Raw genomic sequence first — 14,516 nt, 5'->3', positions numbered from 1 at the left:
CCTCAGCCGCGCCAGATCCAGCCACCGCCGTAGATGCGCGGCCCTTCGGGGGCGTAGAAGACACAGGCCTGACCCGGGCTCACCCCTTCTTCGGGTGACAGCAGCTCGACCTCGGCTTCGCTCTCGGAAATCGGACGCACGATCGCCTCGCGCGGCGGGCGGGTGGATCGCACCTTGACCGCCAGCTCCCACTGATCGCGTGAGGTGAACGGTTCATCGCCCAGCCAGTTGATCTCACGCACCGGGATGATCCGGGTCGATAGCATCTCTTTCGGGCCGACCACGACCTGCTTGCTGTCCACGTCCAGCTTGACCACGTAGAGCGGTTCGGACAGCCCGCCGATGCCAAGCCCACGCCGCTGCCCGATCGTATAGTGAATCACCCCCTTGTGGGTGCCCAGCACACGGCCATCCGCATGCACGATCTCGCCCGGTTCAGCGGCGCCGGGGCGCAGTTTCTCGATCACCGAGGCATAGTCGCCATTGGGCACGAAACAGATGTCCTGGCTGTCGGGCTTGTCCGCCACTTCCAGCCCGTATTTGCGCGCCAAAGCCCGGGTCTCGTCCTTGGTCTTCAGATGGCCCAGCGGGAAGCGCAGGTAATCCAGCTGTTCTGGTGTGGTCGAGAACAGGAAATAGCTCTGGTCGCGGGTGGGGTCCGCCGCGCTGTGCAACTGGGCCCCATGCGCACCATCGGCGCGCTGGATATAGTGGCCGGTCGCCATGCAATCGGCCCCCAGGTCGCGCGCCGTCTCCATCATGTCCTTGAACTTGACGCGCTCGTTGCAGCGAATGCAGGGTACAGGCGTGGCGCCGGCCAGGTAGCTGTCGGCAAACTCGTCGATCACTGCGTCCTGGAAGATGTTCTCGTAATCCAGCACGTAATGGGGAAAGCCCATCGATTCGGCCACGCGCCGCGCGTCATGGATGTCGATCCCCGCGCAGCAGGCGCCCTTCTTGGCCAGGGCCGCGCCGTGGTCATAAAGCTGCAGGGTCACGCCGACCACATCATAGCCTTCCTCGGCCAGCATCGCAGCCACGACCGAGCTGTCCACGCCGCCCGACATGGCCACAACCACGCGGGTCTCGGCCGGTGGCTTGGCAAAGCCCAGCGAGTTCAGCTTCGTTTCGGTGTCCATCGTGCATCCCCCAAGGAAAGAGACCCGAAATATAGGAAAATTCGAAACAACAACAAGGGGGGGCTTCACTGCTTCTTAAACCTGTCCGGTCAGATTGGCCCCAAGTGACGTATCGGGAGCCGCAGATGTATCTCAAGAAAGTTGATGGACCGCGTGCCGTGACCCTGCCGGACGGGTCGATCATGACCCGCGCCGACCTGCCGCCGCACGACACCCGGCGCTGGGTGGCCAGTCGCAAGGCGGCGGTGGTCAAGGGGGTGACCTATGGTCTGATCACCCTGGCCGACGCGCTGAAACTCTATGGCCTGTCGGAAGAGGAGTATTCCGAATGGGCGGGAGCGGTCGAAAAACACGGTGAAGCAGCTTTGAAAGCCACCGCTCTTCAAAAGTATAGACAACCTTAGGATGTATTCGCTAAAAGTTCCTTGTGGGTAACGGGGCGTTAACCATTTCCGGTCTAACTGTTTACCAACGGAACGGAAGATTTAGCGGAGACTACAAAATGCGCATCCTGCTGGTGGAAGACGATCCCACGACGAGCCGCAGCATCGAACTCATGCTGACCCATGCCAACCTCAACGTCTATTCCACGGATCTGGGCGAGGAAGGCATCGACCTGGCCAAGCTTTATGACTACGACCTGATCCTGCTTGATCTGAACCTGCCCGACATGAATGGTCACGAGGTGCTGCGTCAGCTGCGCATGTCACGGATCGACACGCCGATCCTGATCCTAACCGGCGCCGATGACACGGAAAACAAGATCAAGGGGTTCGGTTTTGGCGCCGACGACTACATGACCAAACCCTTTCACCGCGAAGAACTGGTGGCGCGTATTCACGCGATCATCCGCCGCTCGAAGGGCCATTCGCAATCGGTCATTCGCACCGGCAAGATCTCGGTCAATCTTGACGCGAAGACGGTGGAGGCGGACGGGCGCACCGTTCATCTGACCGGCAAGGAATACCAGATGTTGGAGCTTCTGTCCCTGCGCAAGGGCACGACGCTGACCAAGGAAATGTTCCTCAACCACCTCTATGGCGGCATGGATGAGCCCGAACTGAAGATCATTGACGTCTTCATCTGCAAGTTGCGCAAGAAGCTCTCCAACGCCACTGGCGGCGACAATTACATCGAAACGGTTTGGGGGCGCGGCTATGTGCTGCGCGATCCGGAGCCGGCAGAGCTCGACGCGCAAATTGCGATGGGCGCCTGAAAGCGACAACCTGACGGGGTCCGACCAGAGGACTGACCCCAAGGTATATTCTGTTCCCTCCTGACCCGGTCCTGCCTGTGTTGCAGGGTCGGGTTTTCTTTCGAGGCCTCACGTTATCTCCCGGCTGGACGATACGTGCGCGCGGGCCTATCACTTGAAAAACAGCGCGCAGGAGTGGGGCATGGAAATTTCCGTCGAAGCATTGAGCAAAGAACAGGCAGAGGCGGAGCTTGCCCGGTTGGCGGAGCTGCTGACCCAGGCCAACCGCGCTTATCACGCGGAAGACGCGCCCGAGATCAGTGATGCCGATTACGACGCTGCCAAACGCCGCAATGCCGCGATCGAGGCGCGATTCCCCGACCTGAAACGGCCCGATAGCCCTACGGATCTGGTGGGCGCCGCTGCGGCCGAAGGCTTCGGCAAGGTTACACACGCGGTGCGTATGTTGTCCCTGGGCAATGCGTTTGACGACGCGGATGTGGCTGAATTCGACACCCGCATTCGCAGCTTCCTTGGGCTCGACGGGGCCACGCCGCTGGCCTATACGGCAGAGCCGAAGATCGATGGGCTTTCATTGTCCCTGCGCTATGAGAACGGGCGGCTGATCCAGGCCGCCACCCGGGGCGACGGCGCAGTTGGCGAGAACGTTACCGCCAATGCGCGTACCATCAAGGATATCCCGCAACAGATTGAAAACGCGCCGAAAGTTCTGGAGGTCCGTGGCGAAGTCTACATGTCCCATGAGGATTTCGAAGCGCTGAATGCCCGCCACGCCGAACGCGGCGGCAAGACCTTTGCCAACCCACGCAATGCGGCGGCCGGATCGCTGCGTCAACTGGATGCCTCCATCACCGCCGCCCGTCCGCTACGCTTCTTCGCCTATGCGTGGGGCGAGCTGTCTGCACCTCTGGCCGAGACCCAGATGGGCGCGATCGAACAGCTCGCAGTGTTCGGTTTTCAGACCAATCCGCTGACAAAACTGTGCCGAACCACGGCAGAGATGCTGACCCATTACCGCAGCATCGAAACCCAACGCGCCACGCTGGGCTATGACATCGACGGGGTGGTCTACAAGGTCGATGATCTGACGCTGCAGGGACGGCTGGGATTCCGCTCCACCACCCCCCGCTGGGCCATCGCGCACAAGTTCCCGGCTGAAACCGCTTGGACCCGGCTCGAGGCGATCGACATTCAGGTCGGCCGCACCGGCGCGCTCTCGCCCGTCGCCCGCCTGGCCCCGGTGACCGTCGGGGGCGTGGTCGTCTCCAACGCCACGCTGCACAACGAGGACTATATCGAAGGCCGTGACAGCAAGGGCGCCGAGATCCGCGAAGGCAAGGATATCCGGGTGGGCGACTGGGTTCAGGTTTATCGTGCCGGCGACGTGATCCCGAAGATCGCCGATGTGGACCTGTCGAAACGCCCCGACAACGCACAGCCTTTCGGCTTCCCAACCAGCTGCCCGGAATGCGGTTCCGATGCGGTGCGCGAGGAGGGAGATGCGGTTCGACGCTGCACCGGCGGCTTGATTTGTCCCGCGCAAGCCGTTGAAAAACTGAAGCATTTCGTCTCTCGCGGGGCCTTCGATATCGAGGGGCTCGGCGCCAAGCAGATCGAGATGTTCTTTGCCGACGAGGTCCTGCCGATCCGTGAGCCGGCCGATATCTTTACGCTCAAGGACCGAGATGCAGAAAACCTTACCCGGCTGAAGAATCGCGACGGATGGGGTGAGATCTCTGCCGAAAACCTGTTTGCTGCCATTGAAACGCGCCGAAATGGCATCGCTTTCGACCGGGTGCTGTTCGGCTTGGGCATTCGACATGCGGGTGAGGCGGCGGCTCGCGATCTGGCCAGGCATTTTGGCACCTGGGAGGCACTGGAAACGGCCTTTGATTATGCCCGGCCTGCCGCGGAGGCCTACCGGCGCGCGGACCTGGCCGAGGAAGCGGAACGCCGACAAGCGACCAAGGAGGGACGGCGTGCCCGGGTCAAACCAGTGCGCGATGCCGCCTTCGACGCGGGCACCGTGGCGCAGGCGGCCCTGGACAGTTGGGACGAGCTGATCGCGATCGACGGAATCGGCCCCTCGCTCGCCCTGTCCCTGTCGGATGCTTTCGCGAACCCGCGCGAACGGGCCTCAATCGACCGACTTATCAAGCAGCTGACCATCGAGGCCACCGAGGCTCCGTCGAACGATAGCCCTGTCGCCGGCAAGACCGTGGTCTTTACCGGTACGCTTGAAAAGATGACCCGGGCTGAGGCCAAGGCGCGTGCGGAAGCCCTGGGTGCGAAGGTTTCGGGCTCGGTTTCAGGCAAGACCGATCTTCTGGTGGCTGGACCGGGGGCGGGATCCAAGGCAAAAAAAGCTGCCGATCTGGGGGTGGAAACCCTTGACGAAGACGGCTGGATCGACCTGATCGGGGGGCTATGAGCACGCGGCCGGAAATCCTCTATCCGTTATTTGCGGACCTGGAGACCCTTGGTGGTGTTGGCCCCAAGACGGCCAAGGCCTTTGCCGCGCTTGGCATTGAAAAGCCGCGTGATCTGTTGTTTTCATTGCCTTATTCAGGTGTGAATCGACAATTCCGCGCCTCGATTCTTGAGGTCGACCCGCCTGCCACGGCCACTGTGGAGGTCACGGTAAACCGGCACATGCCCCCGCGTGGTCGCGGCGCGCCTTATCGGGTTGAGGTGACCGATGCGCTGACCACTTTCCACCTGGTGTTCTTCCACGCCAACGATCGTTGGCTTGATACAAACCTGCCGGTTGGTGAAAAACGGGTGGTTTCGGGCAAGGTTGAAAGCTTTGACGGTTACCTGCAAATGCCGCATCCGGACCACATCGTACGACCGGCTGAGGCCACCCGCATTCCGGATTTCGAACCGGTCTATCACCTGGCATCCGGCATAACACAACGGTTGACGTTGAAGGCCGTGGGCGAGGTTCTGACCCGCGTGCCGCCGCTGTCGGAATGGATCGATCCGGCGCTGAAGGCACGCGAGCACTGGCCCGATTGGCATGATGCGGTGCGCGAGGCGCACAGCCCCGCTGGGTTCGGAGAGCTGTCGCACAGCCACCCGCTGCGTCGGCGTCTGGCTTATGACGAGTTCTTTGCCCATCAACTCACCCTGGCCATCGCCCGGGCCGAAGTTCGCCGCGGCAAGGGGCGGGTCAGTCTGGCTACGGGCGACTTGCAGCAGAGGGTTCTGGACGGGCTGCCCTATGCGCCGACCGGGGCCCAGACCCGCGCCATTGCCGAGATTGCGGCAGACATGGGCTCGGGCCTGCGGATGAACCGGTTGTTGCAGGGAGATGTGGGCGCGGGAAAGACGCTGGTCGGCTTCATGGCGCTGCTGGTTGCGGTTGAGGCGGGCGGGCAGGGCGTCATGATGGCGCCCACCGGTATTCTGGCCCACCAGCATTTGGAGGGGCTTCGTCCCTTGGCTGAATTGGCCGGGGTTGTGGTCGAGATTCTGACGAGCCGAGACAAGGGTCGTGAACGGGCAGAGAAGTTGGAAGCACTTGCGCGCGGCGACATTCACATCCTTGTGGGCACCCATTCGGTATTCCAGAAAGACGTTCATTTCCAAGATCTTCGCCTGGCAATCATCGACGAGCAGCACCGCTTCGGTGTGACCCAGCGCATGGAGCTGGGCAAGAAGGGTGAAGCGTCGGACGTGCTGGTCATGACCGCGACACCAATCCCACGCTCGCTATCACTGGCGCAATATGGCGATATGGATGTGAGCGTGCTGGACGAGAAGCCTCCGGGGCGCAAGCCGATCACCACGGCGCTTGTGCAGACCGGGCGTCTGGAGCAGGTGGTTGACCGGTTGAGGGCGGCGCTGGACGAAGGACGCCAGGCCTATTGGGTCTGCCCGCTGGTCGAAGAAAGCGAGACCATGGATATGGTCGCGGCACAGGAGCGGTTCAAACAGCTGCGCGCGGCCTTGGGAGGCGACGTCGTCGGCCTGGTCCATGGACAAATGCCGCCCGCCGATAAGGATGCGGCGATGGGCGCGTTTCAGCGTGGCGAGACTGGGGTGCTGGTGGCAACCACGGTGATCGAAGTGGGCGTGGATGTGCCCAATGCCTCGATCATGGTGATCGAACGGGCGGAACATTTCGGCTTGGCGCAGCTGCACCAGCTGCGCGGTCGGGTCGGGCGGGGCGAGGCCGCCTCGACCTGTTTGCTGATGTATCAGCCGCCCCTGACCGAGACCGGGCAACGGCGGCTCGAGATCATGCGCGAGACCGAGGACGGGTTCCGCATTGCCGAGGAAGACCTGGAAATGCGGGGGGCGGGGGACCTGATCGGCACCGCGCAATCGGGCCTGCCACGATTCCAGGTGGCGGACATGGAACACCAGGCCGGGCTCATGGCCGTAGCTCAGAAGGACGCGCGGCTGCTGTTGGAACAGGACCCGGGACTGGAAACCGCTCGGGGCGCGGCCGCGCGCATTCTTCTGTGGTTGATGCGGCAGGACGAAGCGATCCGTTTGATTTCAGTGGGTTAACCTGCGCGTTCCAATTTGTTCTCAAATGTTCTCAAAAAGTTCTTTACAAGTTGAATTGAAAGTGAGAACAAATAAGCAACAAAGATGATCAACGAGAGCAGGAGAAAGTCGATGTTGAACGAGGTCAAAGCGGTGCTGTCCCGGTCCTCTGCCACGATCTGGCAGGATATCGCGGGGGGCTGTGCCCTGATGGTCGTTCTGATTGGCGGTCTTCACCTTCCAGGGGTCATCTGAGTTTCTGCCTGCGGACGTATCCGGATCCTCGCATCCTGTCCCCAATTCGATGCGCTGGTGGTCTACTGCACCACCACTGTCCTGACCCCGGGGTTTCTGCCTCATTCCGACCGGGGTCGCCGGAGCCTGAGAGCCGCAACTGCCACCGCATCCCACTGTCCCGGGATGCGGTGGTTTTTTCTATACAGGGGTAGGGGTGTCAGTTTCCAAAGCGATAGGCCAGGCGCAATCCGCCCCAATGGCGCCCGTTTACGCGGATCGGCGCTGAGAGGTCCTTCATCATGGCAAACTCGCCGCCGCCCATGTCTCGGCGATAGACCTGCAACAGGAAGGGCGCGGTGGAGCGCCCGGCCTTCAGCCCCACCCTGTCGTCGAAGATGCGCCGGTTGCGGCAATGGGCCGTGTTCCAGTCCGGATCCCGGCCCTGCGGGTGTGAGAACTTCACATTGTGGGTCGGCAGGTAGCCGTTCACATCTACTGCCGCGCAAAAAACGATATGCGGATCGAAATCCAGGGCCGCTTCCAGCAGCGGTGGTAGAAGGTGATCGCAGAGATCGGTGAACGGTGCGATGACCTGCTGCGGGTTGCTGCCCGGAATCTCTTCGTAGCGATGGGTGAACAGCGCCTCCATCCCGATGCGTCCCGTGGCGACGGCCTGTTCGAACAGGGTCGAGATCTGTTCTGCATCCGCCTGGACCCGGTCGATCATCGGTTGGTCCAGCGTCTTGCCGCCCAGGGCGACGATATCCTGCACAATGGTTTCTGTCAGGTCGATCAGCCCATTGGTCTGTTCCGTGGCCTGATGCACACCGGTCGCCGTTTCCCCGACGCTGTCGCCGATCTGGTCGAAGGTGGGTAGGAAGTTTTCAACTGCTTCGCGCACCGTTTCCGCCTCGACCCGAATCTGGTCCGTCTTTTTTGCGCTTTCGTTGGCGGCGGCGGCAATCTGCCCCATGGCCTCATCGGCCTTGTGGGATTCCTTCAGCACGTCGGTCGCGGTGGCCGATACCTCGTCGGTTTCCTTATTCAGCACGCCCACCTGCTCGGACAGGGCGGTCACGTTCTGCGAGATACTCTCGGCGGCGCTGGCGGTCTTACCTGACAGTTCGTTGATCGCCTCGGCGACGACGGCAAAGCCGCGACCTGCGTCGCCTGCACGTGCGGCTTCGATCTTGGCATTGATGGCAAGGATGTTCACCTGGCTGGCGATGGACGCAATTTCCTCGTTCGAGCGCAGCACGGTTTCCAGGGAGGCGGCCATGGCGGTCATCTGGTCGGACAGGGCCTGAACCCAGGTTGCGATGTCCTGTGCCTTGGCGCCGCCGTGACGCACCAGTTCTGCGGAGCTTTCGACCGTCGACACGGTGCTGCGGGAGCTTTCCATCAGCTCGTCCAGCGCCCCGCGCACCCGTTGGTTGGCGCCCAGAACATCCTTTGCCTGGCTCGACAACCCGACGATGGCTTGCAGCTGATTCGAGCTCTTCTCGTCCACCTCCTGCAGGAAACCTGCGACGTCGACGACGTCGTAGCCAAGCTGTGCAGCATTGCCAGACAGCTTTGACAGGCTGCTTGGCGCAGCCTCCGCCGGGGTGAACTTCTGGTTTTCTTGCACGGCTGGACCTCCGGTTGGTTGGTCCATCCATAGCTATCTCGGGTTGAGATATGCTTAATCCGCACGGGCCTCATCGAAGGCGGCCAGGGTCGCGTCCCAGGCCAGCAGTATAGACGCGTGCCGGTTCTTGAATTCCCGTGCCGGGCGCAACACTTCGAGCGCCTCGAATGGCGAGGGCGGCGTCGGCCCGTCTGCGGTCAGCATGGTGGCCAGGGCGTCACGGGCGTCCTGCAGGCTGGCACGGGTGGCGCCGGTCACATGCGCCCCCAGAATCGAGGCCGAGGCCTGGCCAAGCGCGCAGGCTTTCACGGTTTGCGCAAAGCTGCCCACACGGTCGCCATCAACGGTCAGGTCCACGCTGACGGTCGAACCACAGAGCGGCGCGCGTTTCTTGACGCGTGCATCCGGCGTGGGCAGGCTGCCCAGATGCGGAATATCTGCGGCCAGGGCCAGGATCTGTTTTGAATAGAGGTTGATGAGATCGCTATCGCTCATGTCGCTCCCCGGACGGTTTCCCGGCTTTTCCTTTGTGCCGGTTCGCCCTAGATAGGGCGGCGGGCGGGAAATGAAAAGGATATGCCATGCAATTCGATGTGACTTCGTTGAAATTCGACGAAAAAGGTCTGATTCCGGCGATTGCGCAGGATGCCACGAGCGGCGAGGTCCTGATGGTGGCCTGGATGAACGCCGAGGCGGTGGAGCGCACCATCGAGACGCGCCGTGTTACCTATTGGTCGCGGTCGCGCCAGTCGTTCTGGATCAAGGGCGAAAGCTCGGGGCACATACAGGAACTGGTGGATTTCCGCTTTGACTGTGACCGCGACTGCCTGCTGGTGACGGTAAACCAGACCGGGGCCGCCTGCCACACCCATCGCCGCAGCTGTTTCTACACCGCCGTTCGGGACGGAGAGGAAGTCGAGCTGATGAAGCCCATGAGCTAAGGGCGACTTTGGGGTGTAGCACCCTCAGCCCCCCTGCAAGGTATCTTTGCCAAGAAGAAGAGGTCAGAGCCCGACCATGCGCCGGATGTCTTCAGGCGTCGCGCCGTTCTCACGGTAGGTGCGGATCGCCTTGGCATCGTCGCGCTTGGCCAGGCGCTTGCCGGTCTCGTCGCGGACCAGGCGGTGATGGTGGTAGGTGGGCGTGGGCAGGTCCAGAAGGTTCTGAAGCAGAACCTGCAGGAAGGTGATCTGCCACAGGTCCTCGCCGCGCACGATATGGCTCATGCCCTGGCCCGCGTCGTCGATCACGGCGGCGAGCACGTAGGAGACGGTCTCGATCTCCTTGCGGCCCAGCACCGCATCACCGATTTCAGCCACCAGCCGGGCGGGGTCCAGGACATGGGTGCCCGCGTGTTTCGGGCCGGTCTCGGTGAACTCCATGTGTCCGACCTCGCCTATCGCCTTGACCATGTCCAGGCGCAGTGCATCGCCGGACCTGCGGTCTGACATGGGGCGATGACGGCATGTGCCCGGGTAGACATCGGGGGCGGGCACGCCTTCCTGGGGGGCGCTCATTGCTGCGCGGATGGCGCTGCGCGAGCAGGAACAGGGGTAGACCAGGCCACGGTCGGCCAGGCCCATAAGAACCGCATGGTAGCCTTCCAGGTGCTCGCTCTGGCGCAGGACGGGCTGTTCCCAGCTCAGTCCCAGCCACTTCATGTCCTCGAAGATCAGCGCCTCCCATTCCGGGCGGCAGCGGTCGATATCCGTGTCTTCGATACGCAGGTGAAACTGCCCCCCTGCATCGCGCGCCATGTCATGGGCCAGAAGTGCCGAATAGGCGTGGCCCAAGTGCAATGGCCCGGTGGGCGAGGGGGCGAAGCGGGTGATCATGCGAAGGCGGTCTGCCCGTCGAGCCAGCCCTGCCATTCCGCCTTGGCGCGGTCGGTATAGGCCTTGTAGCGGTCCTTGCGTCCGCGCCGCCCACCCTTCAGCCCGTCCACCGGGTGGAACAGGCCGAAGTTCACGTTCATCGGCTGGAAGGTCTTGGCCTCGGCGCCGCCGGTGATGTGGTGAATGAGCGCACCCATGGCAGAGTTCTTCGGCGCCGGGGGCAGGGGCTGGCCCAGGATCTCGGCGGCGGCAAAACGGCCCGCGAGCAGCCCCATCGCGGCGCTTTCGACGTAGCCTTCGACACCGGTGACCTGACCGGCAAAGCGCAGGTGGGGGCGGCTTTTCAGGCGCATCTGGTCATCGAGCAACGTGGGCGAGTTCATGAAGGTATTGCGGTGGATGCCGCCCAGCCGCGCGAAGCTTGCATTCTCCAACCCGGGGATCATGCGAAACACCTCGGTCTGGGCGCCGTATTTCATCTTGGTCTGGAAGCCAACGATGTTGAAGAGCGTGCCCAGCGCGTTGTCGCGGCGCAGCTGCACCACCGCATAGGCCTTTTCCTCGGGCTTGTGCGCGTTCGTGAGCCCAATGGGTTTCATCGGACCGAACCGCAGCGTCTCGCGGCCGCGTTCCGCCATCACCTCAATGGGCAGGCAGCCGTCGAAATAAGTCGCGGTCTCGCCCTCGTGAAACTCGGTCTTGTCGGCACCCAGCACGGCGTCGATGAAAGCCTCGTACTGGTCCTTGGTCATCGGGCAATTGAGGTAGGCCTTGCGCTCTTCTTCTGTGTCGCCCTTGTCGTAACGCGACTGCGCCCAGACCACGTCCATGTCGATGCTGTCGGCATGCACGATGGGGGCGATGGCGTCGAAGAATGCCAGACGTTCGGCGCCGGTCTCCGACTGGATCGCCTGGCCCAGGGCGGGGCTGGTCAGCGGGCCGGTGGCAAAGATCCAGTGGCCGTCGGTGGGCAACTCGGTCACTTCACCGTATTCCACCCGTACATTCGGAAGCGCGGTCAGCTCGGCGGTCACGCCCTGGGAAAACGCATCGCGATCCACGGCCAATGCGCCGCCGGCGGGCAGGCGGTGGGTGTCGGCCATGCGCATGATCAACCCGCCGGCCGCGCGCATCTCCCAATGCAAGAGCCCGACCGCGTTCTGTTCGTCATCATCCGAGCGGAAGGAGTTCGAACAGACCATCTCGGCCAGGTCGCCGGTTTGGTGGGCGAAGGTTTCGACCTTGGGGCGCATCTCGTGGATCACCACGTTCACGCCCATCTGCGCGGCCTGCCAGGCGGCCTCGGAGCCTGCAAGCCCGCCACCGACGATATGAAGTTCCTGTGTCATGCGCCGCATGTAGCCTGCCTGCGACGAAAGTCCAAGGGGGCGTCAGTAGGAGATCTGGCCGCTAGGCGTATAGGTGCGGAAGCCGAACCCGCCCTTGCGCGCGGTGGGGTAGAGCGTGACACCGAGGGTCAGAACCTCATCGGACCCGCTCCTTGCACGTTCGTCCCGGTGGTGCCGCAGCTCGCCGTGAAACTCCGCAAACTCATTGATTGCAAAGCTCGCACCCAGGTGCGCTTCCCGGAACGTTGAGCCAAACGCTCCGGGGATGCGCCACTGGTCCAGACCAGCGGACAGGGTCAGCCGGTCGTTGACTGCGAACCGTGCCTCGACACCGGCGATGTTGCTGTCGCGAACACGGGAGTAGTCGAGCCCTTTGGTCGAGAAATGCTCCTTGCCTAAATGCGCCTCAATCTCGAGTTTCCCCGCTTGCCACATGGCTTCGATCCCGTGGATATCGTAACGGTACAGCTGGTTGTCGACCTGACCCAGGAAGCCACCGATGGTCAGGCTTTCGGACAGTTTGAAGTTCGCGTGCAGATTCAAGGCAGAACTGGTGAGGTCGTACTCGGTCTTGATGCGCCCCAGGTCGACTTGCACCCCGAACCGATCCGCGAAACGCAACGCCAATTGACCCTCGATCTGCTCGCCGCCCATGTAAAACAGGTCGGAGCTGCCGAAGTGGCGCAAAGACAGGCTGAACTCTTCGACGGCAACGCCGAAACTGTTGATCTGGGAAGGCTCGGCACCGACCGGCAGCGGTACACTGGAAAGCGCGGTCAGACAGGCGATGGCAAAACGGTTCATGCTGAAATCCTCTAGGCTTTTAAGCTGCCTAGAAGGTTTCAACTCAACCTGCAATCGTCATTTTGCCTCCAACGCGCGGGCAAAGCTGCTGGCCATATCATCCGGGCTTTCGGCAAAGGCGGCGCGGCCCGTGGCATCGCAGGCGCCGGAGGGGTGCAGGTGGATGACCTCACCGCCATGGTGCACCAGGCGGGGGCGGCAATCAGGCTCTGTCGGATCCGTGGAGATGGGCCGCTTGACCGGCAGTTGGGTCAACAACAGCCCGGCCAGCAGTGCCACATCGCGCCAATAGGCCTGTGGTGTGACCGGTGCGCCCGAGATCTTGGACAGCACGGCTGCCCAAGCCACGATCAGGCTGAGATACAGCGCGGGCAGGCGCAGGTCGGGCCCCAGGCTCATCGCCCAGGCCAGGGCAAAGACCGTTGCATTGAAGCCGAAAAAGCCAAGGTCGCCGGGAAAGAGCAGCTGAGCCAGCACCTGACCCTGTGGCCAGGGCAGTGCCTGGGCCGTGACTCCGGTGAACCAGGCCAGCAGCACCAGCCGTAGCGCCCGGTGCCCTGCCGGGGTAATGCAGAAATGTTCTGCGCGTGTCATACCCTTGCCCTCCGCCCCGATCCTTGCATCCGCCGAGGCCTTCGATAGCGTTCATCTCGCGTTAAGCTAGAAGGCAGGATACGGGCAAATCGGGCGAAATTGGGTCAATGGCTGGGTTATTGTTGGGGCAACAGGTGCAATCGGCTGTTTTGTTCGGCTCTGTTTCCGGTACTGCAGGGGACATCCCCGCCGGACCTCGGGCGCGGCGGGGCCTGTATTTCCGCGACCCCCTCTGTCAGAACAGGCCGAACCTCCCTGGTCCGGTCACTTGGGTAAAGGCATCACGCGCCCGGAGTGTGCCAATCGGACCAACGGCATCACGCAGGTACATGTCGACGCGATCAAAGACACGGGCCCGGTCGCGGCCCAGTTCCCAAGTCAGGTTAATTCCGAAAAAATCGGTATTCCCGAAGCTGTTCCCGAACTCCGAAGCATAGAATGCGGACAGGGTGACATTGTCGATAAACCGATACCCGACGTCCAGGCTGTATATACCGTCGTCAAACAGGGCATCGTTGAAGGTCACGACATTGGCGCCGACACCGAGCTGCGGGGTGACATAGTAGTGCCCACCCAGTGCGGTAAAATCCTGAAACGAGTCGCTGGACAGCGCGGTGAAGCCGGTCAGGCGAAACCGCTCGTTTCGGTGGTCGGCCCCCAGGGTGAAAACCTCCTCATCCTCCAGGAACGAAACTGCGGCCAGGGCCGTGGTGCCCCCTTGCTGGAACTTCGGATTGAACCTGTAATAGCCCGTAAGGTGGAAGAAATCATTGTTGCGGAAGGACTGATACTGCAATCCGGCACCGAAGACCTCATTTTGATAATCGGCGCCGATGCCAAAAATGGTTTCATCAAAGCTGTTGAGCTCAAGATAGGTCGCCTGGAGGTATGCTGCGAACCCGTCTGCGAACCCATAGGCGGCCTTGGCGGTCAAGGCGTGGACGTCGTTGCCGCCGTCGAACGAATAGGTCTGACCGTCAATCGTGAACTGCAAAGGGCCTGCCCGAAAATCAGCCGCGCCGCCGAGGTTGAGAAGGTCGAAACTGCCCTGTTTGACATAGTTGAACCGAAGGTTTGCATAGTCCGGCAGACCGCCGGAACTGACACTTTCCGCCCCGGCCGATGTTGCAAAAACGGCGGCGGAAAGCAGGGCAATCAGGGAGATCCTGGTCTGCATGGCGTCCTCCTATCTGATAAGAATGGATGGACATAGCC

General features: G+C 62.2%; 14 protein-coding genes. 6 read left to right on the top strand and 8 right to left on the bottom strand.

All coding sequences use genetic code 11. From position 1 onward, the window contains the following. Positions 1–2: 2 nt before the first annotated feature. The gene (mnmA, locus tag ACO07D_RS17435) at positions 3–1,139 is read right to left on the bottom strand and encodes a tRNA 2-thiouridine(34) synthase MnmA (protein ID WP_421704202.1); all 1,137 of its coding nucleotides are present in this window, start codon (positions 1,137–1,139) and stop codon (positions 3–5) included. 125 nt (positions 1,140–1,264) lie between these two features. Here mnmA and ACO07D_RS17430 point away from each other — a divergent pair, with 125 nt between their 5' ends. The 5 genes from ACO07D_RS17430 (at position 1,265) to ACO07D_RS17410 (ending at position 7,107) form a co-directional block, all read left to right on the top strand. After that, on the top strand, positions 1,265–1,543 hold the full coding sequence (locus ACO07D_RS17430) for a DUF1153 domain-containing protein (RefSeq protein ID WP_421704201.1): 279 nt from the start codon (positions 1,265–1,267) through the stop codon (positions 1,541–1,543). Positions 1,544–1,641: 98 nt separating this feature from the next. Continuing rightward, a complete protein-coding gene (gene ctrA / locus ACO07D_RS17425) occupies positions 1,642–2,355 on the top strand; it encodes a response regulator transcription factor CtrA (protein WP_421704200.1) in 714 nt (237 codons plus the stop codon). Between the two features lie 181 nt (positions 2,356–2,536). After that, positions 2,537–4,786, top strand: coding sequence for an NAD-dependent DNA ligase LigA (ligA, locus tag ACO07D_RS17420; RefSeq protein ID WP_421704199.1), 2,250 nt, complete (start codon positions 2,537–2,539; stop codon positions 4,784–4,786). Continuing rightward, the gene (recG, locus tag ACO07D_RS17415; RefSeq protein ID WP_421704198.1) at positions 4,783–6,873 is read left to right on the top strand and encodes an ATP-dependent DNA helicase RecG; all 2,091 of its coding nucleotides are present in this window, start codon (positions 4,783–4,785) and stop codon (positions 6,871–6,873) included. Before ligA ends, recG begins: the two co-directional genes overlap by 4 nt. Positions 6,874–6,984: 111 nt before the next feature. Continuing rightward, the gene (locus ACO07D_RS17410) at positions 6,985–7,107 is read left to right on the top strand and encodes a hypothetical protein (protein WP_421704197.1); all 123 of its coding nucleotides are present in this window, start codon (positions 6,985–6,987) and stop codon (positions 7,105–7,107) included. A 199-nt stretch (positions 7,108–7,306) separates the two neighbouring features. Here ACO07D_RS17410 and ACO07D_RS17405 read toward each other — a convergent pair whose 3' ends face one another. After that, a complete protein-coding gene (locus ACO07D_RS17405; protein ID WP_421704196.1) occupies positions 7,307–8,719 on the bottom strand; it encodes a methyl-accepting chemotaxis protein in 1,413 nt (470 codons plus the stop codon). A 54-nt stretch (positions 8,720–8,773) separates the two neighbouring features. Beyond that, entirely contained in the window at positions 8,774–9,214 is a 441-nt protein-coding gene (locus ACO07D_RS17400) for an iron-sulfur cluster assembly scaffold protein (RefSeq protein ID WP_421704195.1), read from the bottom strand. 86 nt (positions 9,215–9,300) lie between these two features. Here ACO07D_RS17400 and hisI point away from each other — a divergent pair, with 86 nt between their 5' ends. Continuing rightward, a complete protein-coding gene (gene hisI / locus ACO07D_RS17395) occupies positions 9,301–9,660 on the top strand; it encodes a phosphoribosyl-AMP cyclohydrolase (RefSeq protein WP_421704194.1) in 360 nt (119 codons plus the stop codon). A gap of 63 nt (positions 9,661–9,723) precedes the next feature. Here the strand turns inward: hisI and gluQRS are convergent, their stop codons facing one another. The 5 genes from gluQRS to ACO07D_RS17370 all read right to left on the bottom strand — a co-directional run bounded on the left by gluQRS (position 9,724) and on the right by ACO07D_RS17370 (position 14,478). Continuing rightward, on the bottom strand, positions 9,724–10,554 hold the full coding sequence (gene gluQRS / locus ACO07D_RS17390; RefSeq protein ID WP_421704193.1) for a tRNA glutamyl-Q(34) synthetase GluQRS: 831 nt from the start codon (positions 10,552–10,554) through the stop codon (positions 9,724–9,726). Continuing rightward, positions 10,551–11,903 (bottom strand): methylenetetrahydrofolate--tRNA-(uracil(54)-C(5))-methyltransferase (FADH(2)-oxidizing) TrmFO, encoded by a 1,353-nt coding sequence (trmFO, locus tag ACO07D_RS17385; protein WP_421704192.1) that lies wholly within the window; start codon positions 11,901–11,903, stop codon positions 10,551–10,553. The genes gluQRS and trmFO overlap by 4 nt, the downstream gene beginning before the upstream one ends. Before the next feature lie 42 nt (positions 11,904–11,945). Then, positions 11,946–12,707 (bottom strand): hypothetical protein, encoded by a 762-nt coding sequence (locus ACO07D_RS17380; protein ID WP_421704191.1) that lies wholly within the window; start codon positions 12,705–12,707, stop codon positions 11,946–11,948. A 57-nt stretch (positions 12,708–12,764) separates the two neighbouring features. Further along, on the bottom strand, positions 12,765–13,301 hold the full coding sequence (locus tag ACO07D_RS17375; protein ID WP_421704190.1) for a hypothetical protein: 537 nt from the start codon (positions 13,299–13,301) through the stop codon (positions 12,765–12,767). Positions 13,302–13,536: 235 nt separating this feature from the next. Further along, complete coding sequence (locus tag ACO07D_RS17370; protein ID WP_421704189.1) at positions 13,537–14,478, bottom strand: hypothetical protein; 942 nt, start codon at positions 14,476–14,478, stop codon at positions 13,537–13,539. Positions 14,479–14,516: the final 38 nt, after the last annotated feature.

Source organism: Aliiroseovarius sp., assembly GCF_965228805.1.
Lineage (GTDB): Bacteria > Pseudomonadota > Alphaproteobacteria > Rhodobacterales > Rhodobacteraceae > JASBTN01.
The sequence above is the reverse complement of the archived record's forward strand: the minus strand, read 5'-3'. Positions and strand labels throughout refer to the sequence as shown.